This is a genomic window from Herbiconiux sp. (assembly GCF_023264895.1).
Taxonomy (GTDB): Bacteria; Actinomycetota; Actinomycetes; order Actinomycetales; family Microbacteriaceae; genus Herbiconiux.
In genome coordinates, this window is record NZ_JAHFUY010000015.1 from 98,535 (window position 1) to 106,416 (window position 7,882).

Annotated in this window: 8 protein-coding genes; 2 read left to right on the top strand and 6 right to left on the bottom strand. The window is 72.4% G+C overall.

Annotation, left to right across the window (positions count from 1 at the left end; translation table 11 throughout):
• Nucleotides 1-56: 56 nt before the first annotated feature.
• Nucleotides 57-563, bottom strand: coding sequence for a DUF3145 domain-containing protein (locus Q0D57_RS01390; protein ID WP_291036968.1), 507 nt, complete (start codon nucleotides 561-563; stop codon nucleotides 57-59).
• A gap of 177 nt (nucleotides 564-740) precedes the next feature.
• Between Q0D57_RS01390 and Q0D57_RS01395 the strand changes: the two genes are divergently transcribed.
• Entirely contained in the window at nucleotides 741-1,304 is a 564-nt protein-coding gene (locus Q0D57_RS01395; RefSeq protein ID WP_291036970.1) for a PadR family transcriptional regulator, read from the top strand.
• Here Q0D57_RS01395 and Q0D57_RS01400 read toward each other — a convergent pair.
• The 4 genes from Q0D57_RS01400 to Q0D57_RS01415 are packed head-to-tail and all read right to left on the bottom strand — an operon-like array spanning nucleotide 1,242 to nucleotide 6,377.
• Nucleotides 1,242-3,563 carry a DUF3488 and transglutaminase-like domain-containing protein gene (locus Q0D57_RS01400; RefSeq protein WP_291036973.1) on the bottom strand — a complete coding sequence of 774 codons (2,322 nt, stop codon included), beginning with the start codon at nucleotides 3,561-3,563 and terminating at the stop codon, nucleotides 1,242-1,244. The two genes, Q0D57_RS01395 and Q0D57_RS01400, sit on opposite strands and share 63 nt — an antisense overlap.
• On the bottom strand, nucleotides 3,560-4,903 hold the full coding sequence (locus tag Q0D57_RS01405) for a DUF58 domain-containing protein (RefSeq protein ID WP_291036975.1): 1,344 nt from the start codon (nucleotides 4,901-4,903) through the stop codon (nucleotides 3,560-3,562). Before Q0D57_RS01405 ends, Q0D57_RS01400 begins: the two co-directional genes overlap by 4 nt.
• The gene (locus Q0D57_RS01410; protein ID WP_291036977.1) at nucleotides 4,900-5,958 is read right to left on the bottom strand and encodes a MoxR family ATPase; all 1,059 of its coding nucleotides are present in this window, start codon (nucleotides 5,956-5,958) and stop codon (nucleotides 4,900-4,902) included. The genes Q0D57_RS01405 and Q0D57_RS01410 overlap by 4 nt, the downstream gene beginning before the upstream one ends.
• Complete coding sequence (locus Q0D57_RS01415; protein WP_291036979.1) at nucleotides 5,955-6,377, bottom strand: hypothetical protein; 423 nt, start codon at nucleotides 6,375-6,377, stop codon at nucleotides 5,955-5,957. Before Q0D57_RS01415 ends, Q0D57_RS01410 begins: the two co-directional genes overlap by 4 nt.
• 110 nt (nucleotides 6,378-6,487) lie before the next feature.
• On the opposite strand from Q0D57_RS01415, the gene glsA reads away from it, so the two are divergent.
• Complete coding sequence (glsA, locus tag Q0D57_RS01420; protein WP_291036981.1) at nucleotides 6,488-7,420, top strand: glutaminase A; 933 nt, start codon at nucleotides 6,488-6,490, stop codon at nucleotides 7,418-7,420.
• A gap of 23 nt (nucleotides 7,421-7,443) precedes the next feature.
• On the opposite strand, the gene Q0D57_RS01425 is transcribed toward glsA, so the two are convergent.
• Nucleotides 7,444-7,803 carry a DUF2200 domain-containing protein gene (locus Q0D57_RS01425; RefSeq protein ID WP_291036983.1) on the bottom strand — a complete coding sequence of 120 codons (360 nt, stop codon included), beginning with the start codon at nucleotides 7,801-7,803 and terminating at the stop codon, nucleotides 7,444-7,446.
• Nucleotides 7,804-7,882 lie beyond the last annotated feature (79 nt).

Below are 7,882 nucleotides of genomic sequence, written 5' to 3' on the forward strand. Positions count from 1 at the left end.
CCCTCCGAAGCACTTACGAGGGGACGAACTGACGGGTCGTGCCCGTTTCGGGTGCTCTAGCCCACTCCGCGGTGGAGGTAGACGACCGGGCTCATGTCGCTGGCGTAGCGGAAGGGCTCGAGCTCGTCGTCCCAGGCCTGGCCGAGGGCGAGTCGGAGCTCGCGGTGCAGTTCGAGAGCGTTGGTGCCGGCGAGCTCCATGGCGTTCCGGATGCGATCCTCGGCGATGACGGTGTTGCCGGAGGAGTCGACCTGGGCGTAGTGGATGCCGAGGTCGGGCGTGTGCATCCAGCGCCCGCCGTCGTAGCCCTCGCTCGGATCCTCGGTGACCTCGTAGCGGAGGTGCTCCCAGCCGCGGAGGGCGGAGGCGATGGCGGCACCGGTTCCGGGCGCGCCCTCCCAGAAGAAGTCGGCGCGCTGCGAACCGCGCAGCACGGGCTGCTCGATCCAGTCGAAGTTCACTGCACGACCGATAGCGCGACCTGCGGCCCACTCGACGTGGGGGCAGAGCGCGCGAGGAGCGGAGTGGACATAGACCACCCCGCGTGCAACGGTTGCCGCCATTTTCATCTCCATTCGTGAGGTACGTCTTCCCCAACGACCTGTGAACGGGATGGAACGGGCTGTGCAGTTGTGCTCACATCTTGCCAGAGCGGATCCGCGAATCACAACCGTGTCATCCCGCCGCGCCGGAACTCTCAGACATATACTCAGTGAATATTTCGTGGAGAGGCGGAGGGGATGTCGGTGCGCTCGGGGATCCTCGCCGTGCTCGGCGAGTCGGAGCTCTACGGACTCCAGCTGCACACCGAGCTCGAGGCGCGCACCGACCGCGTGGGTGGCATCAACGTGGGCCAGATCTACTCGACCCTCGAGCGCCTCGGCACGGCCGGCCTCGTGACGGTCACGGGCAGCACCGACGACGGACTCCCCCTCTACGGCCTCACCACCGAGGGCCGTCGCGCAGCGGATGCCTGGCTCGACGACCCGGCGCTCGGCGGCGTCTCGGCGTGGGGCGACATGGTGTTCAAGGTGCTGCTGGCGGCGAGTCTCCGGGGCGCCGACGCCGGCCCCCTGCTCGAGGGCTACCGGGCCGCGTGGCAGGCTCTGCCGGAACCTGGTGACCACACCCCCCTTGCCGAGGCAGCCGGGCTGGCGAGGGTGCACCTGGCGCGGGCCGCCCTCACCTGGCTCGACGATCTCGAGCGGATGCCCGGGGGCCTCGCGGGGCTGCGGCGGCCGCTACGGGACGAGCGCCCCCGCCGGGGTAGACGCCCGGCGGCGCCGGAGCAGCGAGACCGGTAGCAGCCGGGCGATCGTGCGGTCGCGCGGGGTGGCCTCGGCCTCGAGCGCGGCGAGCACCTCGCGGAGGTCGTCGGCGAGCCCGGTGCGGGTCTCGTCGTCGGCCGATCCGGGCCGTGCGTACTGCTCCCACTCCACGCCGCGCCGGAGGCGCTCGAGCGGATCCACCGGCACCAGGTGGTCGCCGGCGAGACGGGCCGCGAGGTCCACGAGGGTGTCCCCCGCCGACCGCTGCACCCGCAGGTCGTCCAGGGTGTCCTCGAGCTCGATCCAGGCGAGGGTCGCGGGCAGCCCGGTCGACCCGAGCTCGCGGAGCCTGCGGGCACGCCGAGCCCGTCGCAGCAGCAGGGGTGCCAGAACGATCAGCGCCACGCCGCCGAGCACGGCGAGGAAGGTGCCCCAGCCCCGCACCTGGGCGAGCACGGCCTGCTCCGCCGTGGTGGCGGCAGGAGCAGCCTGCTCGCTGTCGGGGCGGTCGGCGGGGTCGGTGGTCTCCGTCTCGGGGGTCTCGGCCGCGGCATCCGGGTTGCCCGCGTCCGACTGCGCGTAGTCGGGCAGGCTGTAGTCCGGAGGCGTGAAGTCGAGCCCCGGTGTCGGCTCGAAGGGCAGCCAGCCCACTCCCTCGAAGTAGAGCTCGGGCCAGGAGTGCAGCTGGTCGGTGTAGACCTCGTAGAGAGCGCGGCCGCCCTCGGAGGTGCGGTCGGCGCTCTGGCCGGGCGCGTAGCCGATCGCGATCCGGGACGGGATGCCGAGGGTGCGCGCCATGACCGCCATCGACGCCGCGTAGTGCACGCAGTAGCCCTCCTTCGCGGCGAGGAAGGCCGGGATCATCTGGGTGTTGCCGCCCTCGTAGGCCGTGGCATCCGGAGCGGTGAGCGTGTACGAGAACTCGTCGGAGCGGAAGTACTCCTGCAGTGCGACCGCCTGGTCGTAGTTGGTGGCGGCCCCCGCCGTGACGGCGGCGGCGGTCTGCGCCACGATCGGGTCGAGGCCCGTGGGCACCTCGAGGAACCGGTCGAACCCGTCCGGCACGATCCCGCCGGCGTCGGCGAGCTGCTGGGCGGTGGGCTGGATGTCGAGGCCCGTGACCTGGTAGTTGAGGCCCTGGGTGTCTCCGCGGAGCTCCGTCACCGTGAAGCTGCCGGGCGACAGCATCCACGTGCCGAGGAGCTCGTCGACCTGCTGGGTGGGGTACGGCAGCGGCAGCCAGTCGCTCCGGAGGCCCGCGATCGAGACCGTGGTGGCCTGCGTGGTGACCGGCACGTCCGGGGCGAGACCCTGGGGCGTGCCGAACGGCCCACCCCGGTACCGATCGGCCTGGTAGGGGCGCTCGGGCTCCCAGGTGTCCGTGGAGAAGTCGGTGAGGTTGACCATCTTGAGGTAGAGGCCGTCCTCGGAATCCGTGGAGTAGGTGAGCGAGAGCACGGGGTCGCTCCGGCGGAGGTCGCGGCCCAGCTGGATGGTCGGGTCGACGCCACTGGAGTAGACCGACGGGAAGCGGCTGGACGAGCCGTCGTCGGCGAGCGACTCCGCGGTCAGCCCGGGGACGACGGTCGGGAGCGCGATCATGGCGGCGAGGGCGCCGGCGCCGACCGCGACCGCCAGCCCCGGGTTGCGCCCGCCGCGCCCGGGCCTCGGGGCGCGGCCGATCCGGGAGCTGCACCAGATCACGAGGAGGAAGGCCGCCGCGGTCAGCACGTAGAGGAGCAGGTCGGGAGGGCCTTCGCTGATGATCGGGGTGACGGCGAGCAGGGCGAGCGGGCCCACCCCGGCGAGCACCGGCGTGCGGAGCCCGCTCGCGAGCTCGTCGGAGATGATCGCGATGAGTCCGACGGCCATGACGAGCAGCTGCGTGATCGGCCCCTCCGCGATCGCCGGCGACTCCTGCTCGGCGATCGAGAAGCGCGCATCCGCGAGGTCGGCCGCGATGTCCCGGAGCGTGTCGAAGGTCGGCGCCACGAACCACAGCGTGTCGGCCGCGTACAGCAGGATGACCAGCGCGCCCCAGACGATGGCGGAGACCGCGACGACCGTGATCTCGGGTGCTCCCCTGTCTCGCAGCAGGGCGGAGACGCCGAGCACCGCCGCGATCATGGCCATGGCGGCGAACCACCAGGTGACCCCCTGCAGCAGCGGTGCGAGCCCGCCGAGGGCGATGCCGAGGCAGAGGGCGATTGCGAGTGTGCTGAGCCACGCTCCGCGGCGCTCGGCGGCCCGTGCGCCGAAGCGCGCCGCCATGCCCGGACGGTCTGCCGCGCTCATCCGGGCCCCCTCGCGTCGCCGAGCGCCTTCCAGAGGGCCGTGAGGCGCTCGTAGGGACCGGCCTCGACCACCGTCCAGCCGGATCCGCGGAGTTCTGCGGCGACCGCGGGGTCGCGCTGCTCGCCCACCACGAAGGCGACGGCGTGCGACGACATCGCGGCGAGGTCGCGGATGCGAGCGGCGGCACCCGACGCACCGGAGACCACCGCGAACACCGGCGGGGCGTCGGGCGACGTGAGAGCGGCCTCCTCGACCGCGATCCTGAAGGCGAGGGGATCCTCGGCGGTGCCGGGTCGTGCCCAGGCGAGATCCTGCACGACACGCTGCGCGCCGAAGGGCGCCGTCTGCACCTCGGCGACGTCGGGTGCGCCGGCGGCCGCCCCCGTGCGGGCCGCGGCTCCGATCATCCGCACGCCGAAGCCCTCGTTCATGAGGTGCAGGGCGATCGACGCGGCGGTGCTCACCGCCCACTCGAACGAGTCGTCGATGAGGGCGTGGCGAGCCCGGCGCCTGGTTCCCGCAGTGCCCCCGGCGCCACCGGTGCCCGCGGTGCCCGGTGCGGCGAACGAGGCCGGATCGAGCACGATCACGGCGTCCTGGTCGTTGCGCTGGTCGTCCTGCCGCACCATGAGCTCGCCGTGCTTCGCCGTGGCGGGCCAGTGCACTCGGCGCATCGAGTCGCCCGGCAGGTACTTGCGGGCGATGACATCCTGCTCCCCCGCGCCGACGAGGCGGCGGGAGACCTGCTCGGCGCCGTCGCCGGAGGACAGTCGCAGGTCGATCCTGGCGAGCTCGTAGACGGTGGGCGTGACGAGCACGACATCGCTGCCGCCGAGCTCGACCTTGCGCACGGCGCAGCCGAACGGATCGGCGAGCGTCACCTCGAACGGGCCGATGCGGTGCGCACCGCGCACCCGGGTGTCGAGGTCGTAGCGGAGCACCTGCAGGCCCGGCTCGTCGAGCGTGGCGGAGGCGTAGCCGGGCAGCACCGGAAGGGGGGCCGGGCGGGAGGAGCGCAGCGGCGCAGCCGCGTGCTCGGTCCAGACGCCCGCGGGGGTGCTCACGCGGCCCCAGTTCTGCAGGTAGAGGGCCACGACGATCCGCTGGTCGACCACGCCCGACTCGGGGTCGAAACGTCGGCGCACGGTCACCGCGAGGCGGCGGAGCGCGACCCAGGCGAGGGAGAACACCGGCACGGCGATGAGGAAGCACGCGAGGTACGCGAGCTCCTGGCGCCGCAGCACCTGGGTGAGCACGAAGACGACCACGGCGGCGGCCACGAGACCCCAGCCCCTGGGGGTGAGGCGCGCCCAGCCCTGTCGATGCGGGCGGGCGGTCATGCCGAGCGGGAGCGGGTGAGCGGCACGGGCGTGGCGGCGATGATGCCCCGCAGCGCCTCGGCGATCGCCTGCGTGCCGCCACCGCGCGCGTCGCCGGCCGCGCGACGGGTGGCGACGATCCGGTGGGCGAGCACGGGCACGACGAGCTGGTTGACGTCGTCGGGCACCACGAACTCACGGCCGTTGAGGGCGGCGAGCACCTTGGCGGCGCGCACGAGGTGCAGGGTTCCGCGGGGGCTCGCCCCGAGGCGGAACTCGGGGTGCGTGCGGGTGGCCTGCACGAGCGACACGACGTACGACTCCACGGCGCGGCTGACGTAGATGGCGCGGGCCGTGGCGATGAGCTCGGCGAGCCGGGTCTTGTCGATCACGGCGGTGAGGCGGTCGAGCGGGCTCTGGGTCTCGCGGTGGTGCAGCATCGAGAGCTCCGCCGCGGCATCCGGATAGCCCATCGAGAGCCGAGCCATGAAGCGGTCGCGCTGGGCCTCGGGAAGGGCGTAGGTGCCCTCCATCTCGATCGGGTTCTGGGTGGCCACGACGATGAAGGGCGGTTCGAGCGGATGCGTCGTTCCGTCGACCGAGACCTGCCCCTCCTCCATGCACTCGAGCAGGGCTGACTGGGTCTTGGGCGAGGCGCGGTTGATCTCGTCGGCGATCACGATGTTGGCGAAGACCGCGCCGCGCTTGAACTCGAAGGCGTGGTCGCTCTGGTTGTAGATCGAGACACCGGTGACGTCGGAGGGCAGCAGGTCGGGCGTGAATTGGATGCGGCTCACCGTGCAGCCGACGCTCGTGGCGAGAGCCTTGGCGAGGGTGGTCTTGCCGACGCCCGGCACGTCCTCCACGAGGAGGTGGCCCTCGGCGATGAGCACGATGAGGGCGAGGGTCGCCGCCTCGGTCTTGCCGTCGATGACGCTCTCGAGGTTCGCCAGGATGGCGCCGGTGTGCTCGCCGAACTCCTCCAGGGTGAGCGGGGCGGCGCGCTCCGAGGGGCTCGGCTGCCCGTGCTGGCCGGTGCGCTCCGGCGCGGGGGCGTGGGCTTGTTCGGGGGTCATGGGCGGCGCTCCCAACGTGCGGCGAGGAGGAACAGGGTTCCGATGAGGGCGGCGAGGCCCACGGCGATGAGCCAGGGCGACACCTGGGTCACGATGACCAGGATCAGGTAGTCGGGTGTGATTTCGCTGGATCCGGAGCGGTCGAAACCGAGCACGAGGCTGTTGATGCCCGCGATGCCGGTGGCCAGGAGCAGCGCGCCCAGGATCCAGATGGCCACGACGAACCGGTCGACGAGCGGGCGCGGGCGCCTCGTCGCCGCCGAGCCGTCGAGCGTCGGCGGGGAGGAGGGTGCCGCACCGGGTTCGAGGCCGAGCCGCTGCAGGCCCCCGCCGTCGTCCGTCTCGGTGAATCCCGGCTGGAAGGCCGCGTCGAAGCGCGAGTCGAAGCCCTCCTGCGTGCTGTCGTCCCGGTTGCGCATCGTGCTCCTACCGCCTCGCGATGAGTCTCCAGCCTATTCGGAGCCCGGCCCCGCAGCGACTGCCCGGCCTCCCGCGGCGCACACTCCCGGCCCTGTGTCAGGCTGGGCGGATGAGTGCGTCCGCCGACCCCCGCCGCTACGACCTGCAGCAGCTCCGAGCCCGGGTGCTTACTGAGCGCGGCGGTGAGGTCGATGACAGCATCCCCCAGCTCGCGGCGGCCGATCCGGAGCTCTGCGGCATCGCCATCACGCTTCCCGACGGCACGGTCCGGGCCTCCGACGAGGCCGACTCGCTCGTGAGCATCCAGTCGGCGGTGAAGCCGTTCCTGTTCGCGCTCGCCCTCGAGGACACGGGAGGCGACGCCTTCGACCTCGTCGGCATCGAGCCGACGGGCGAGGCCTTCGACGCCCTCAAGCTCGAGACCGGCACCGGCCGGCCGCCGAACCCCATGGTGAACGCGGGCGCGCTGCTCACCGCCGCGCTCGTCGACGGCGGGGATGCCGACGGCCGCAGCCGGCGCATCCTGCAGGGCCTGTCGGCGTTCGCCGCGCGGCGCCTCGAGGTCGACGACAACGTGGCCCGCAGCGAGCACGCTTTCGGCGACCGCAACCACGCCCTCGCCCACCTCATGCGCTCGGAGGGAACGCTCGACGTGAGCGCCGATGACGCCGTGGAGGTCTACGCCCATGCCTGCGCCGTGCTCGTCGACGCTGTGGCGCTCTCCGTGATGGGCGCGACGCTCGCGTTCGGCGGGGTGAACCCCGTCTCGGGTGAGCGGGTGGTCTCGGCCCGGGTCGCGCGCGACGTCGTCTCGGTGATGGCCACGTGCGGTGTCTACGACGGCTCGGGGCGATGGATGCGTGCCGTCGGCGTGCCGGCGAAGTCGAGCGTCTCCGGGGCGATCGTGCTGTCGGCTCCCGGGCGCCTCGGTGCGGCTGTCGTCAGTCCCCCGCTCGACGGCCAGGGCACGAGCGTGCGCGGCCGTGCGGCGTGCGAGCTGCTGAGCTCGGCCCTCGGGCTGCACGCCTTCGGCGCGGAGTAGCCGGGTCAGCTCTTCCAGCCGGGTCAGCTCTTCGGCGCCCGCAGGATCGACTCCATCTTCTTGCCGCGGCCCACCTCGTCGACGAGCTTGTCCATGTAGCGGATCTTCTGCATCAGCGGGTCGTCGATCTCCTCCACCCGGATCCCGCAGATGAGCCCCGTGATGAGGGTCGCGTGCGGGTTCATCGCCGGAGCGTCGGCGAAGAACGCCTCGAGTGTCACCTCGTCGTCGAGAGTCGCCTGGAGCCCCGCCTCGTCGTAGCCCGTCAGCCACCGGATGACCTCGTCGACCTCGGCGCGGGACCGGCCCTTGCGCTCGGCCTTCGCGACGTAGTGGGGGTGGATGGCCGCGAACGGCGTTCCGAAGATGCGGTGCCCGGCCATGAGCGTCCTCCCCCTGCCTCGAGTCGTAGGGCGGACGGGACTTGAACCCGTGACCGACGGATTATGAGTCCGCTGCTCT